Here is a 1,510-nt window from a genome sequence, read left to right on the forward strand (position 1 = left end):
AAGTCCAGGAACTAAAAGTTATCCAAGGATTCCCGTCTGATTACAAATTATACGGAAACCAATCAGATCAAAAGAAATTTATAGGGAATAGCGTAGTGCCTCATGTAGTAACAGCATGGGCAGAGGCGCAAGGTTTAAAACTTTTACAACTAGCAGCATAACTATGTACTTAGAGTTTATAAAAGCTGACTGCATGATATCGCGCGCCCATGCAAAAAAGTGTCTTCAAATTCTACGAACAGGAGCAGAATTGACAATTCAATTATCTGCTAAAAGAGCAATAATAGATATGTTCGGATCTAATGAGTTTGAAATGAAGTACGAGTTAGCCAAAGCTTATGAAGAACTAGGCCTATTGGTGTGTACTGGTGGCAACTTAGAATTGAAAGAGAGACATTTTTATTTAATCAAATAACCCCTGAGCCGATTAACAACCTTATTCGGCTTACTTAAAATCAAATAACAAGAATATGAAAATATTTAGAATAGACTGTGATGGCGTTATCTATCACGTATCTGGATCAGACGAAAAACAGGCAGTTGATCATTTAGTTATCTGTGAAATGCAATGGTGCGGACACCTGGAAGTTCCTGTGGATAAATGGGTAATAACAGAGGTGACAGAACCTTTTGAAATAACCTACGACGAGGCAGACGAAGATGGAGCTATCTCTATTATGTCAGATGAGTTAATAAAAGGAGCTACAAGACCTGATGTGTTGTGTTGTAGTGAGTGGTAGATATTTAAAGAATTAAAAAAATGACTCAATACCAATTAAGAAAAGCTTTGGAAAATAACGACTATATTCTTGTAAGAGCATGGGATGGTCGAACCATGGGTGTAAACTGCAAGGTTTTAAACCTCAATCTTAAAAAAAAGGAATACGCACCAGAGTTTGATTCAAAATTTGCATCGTTTACCAGGATAACATTTCAAGAATACATTTCACTTAAAAAGCCATTTATATGAAACACATAGAATTTACAACTACAAAAGGCGACTTCCTTGTAATAGAGGATGATTGTATGGATTATGATGCAATTCATGATTCTAAATTCAAGCATGCCTTATATCAGCTTATCGGCGGTGTTCAAGACATCACCGAAGAACAGGCTAATGATATTATTAAATTTGGTCATTATTGCCCTCATAATTATACATATCATAAAGGATATTGGGATGTTGAAACAAACACATTTAAAGAGCATAATACAGCCATCGAATCCCTCCACTCCCTACTAAAAGCTAACGGGGTGGTGTTTGAGAATCCTTTGGGAAATGAGCCTCAAAAGAAAGATTTCTATAAAAACTATGTTTACATGCTTGGGGACCATTGCAGAGCAAATGTAGATTGGAGAGAAGCCCAGCGAAAAGTATGGAACAAACAACAAACTTATTTATTTAAAAAGATATGATAGGATTGATAGCGATGGCAATTGCCTACGTGGCGGTTAAGAAAATAGAAGATTCGGCGGATTACAAACAGCCGAAAGGCAAGTATAAAAACAG

4 protein-coding genes are annotated in these 1,510 nt (G+C 36.2%); all 4 read left to right on the top strand.

What is annotated here, in order from left to right:
- Positions 1-161, top strand: a 161-nt coding sequence (locus ORI89_RS19320; RefSeq protein ID WP_442800899.1) for a DNA cytosine methyltransferase, incomplete at its 5' end; no start/stop codon positions are given.
- 32 nt (positions 162-193) lie between these two features.
- The gene (locus ORI89_RS19145; RefSeq protein ID WP_268232132.1) at positions 194-415 is read left to right on the top strand and encodes a hypothetical protein; all 222 of its coding nucleotides are present in this window, start codon (positions 194-196) and stop codon (positions 413-415) included.
- A 55-nt stretch (positions 416-470) separates the two neighbouring features.
- On the top strand, positions 471-740 hold the full coding sequence (locus ORI89_RS19150; protein ID WP_268232133.1) for a hypothetical protein: 270 nt from the start codon (positions 471-473) through the stop codon (positions 738-740).
- Between the two features lie 226 nt (positions 741-966).
- Entirely contained in the window at positions 967-1,416 is a 450-nt protein-coding gene (locus tag ORI89_RS19155) for a hypothetical protein (protein ID WP_268232134.1), read from the top strand.
- Positions 1,417-1,510 lie beyond the last annotated feature (94 nt).

Origin of the sequence: Sphingobacterium sp. UT-1RO-CII-1, from assembly GCF_026711005.1 — a bacterium.
Taxonomy (GTDB): Bacteria; Bacteroidota; Bacteroidia; order Sphingobacteriales; family Sphingobacteriaceae; genus Sphingobacterium.

Excerpts from the sequence above, each read along its gene's own strand:
- ORI89_RS19150 (WP_268232133.1), top strand. The coding sequence starts at position 471 with ATGAAAATATTTAGAATAGACTGTGATGGCGTTATCTATCACGTATCT.
- ORI89_RS19145 (WP_268232132.1), top strand. The coding sequence starts at position 194 with ATGATATCGCGCGCCCATGCAAAAAAGTGTCTTCAAATTCTACGAACA.
- ORI89_RS19155 (WP_268232134.1), top strand. The coding sequence starts at position 967 with ATGAAACACATAGAATTTACAACTACAAAAGGCGACTTCCTTGTAATA.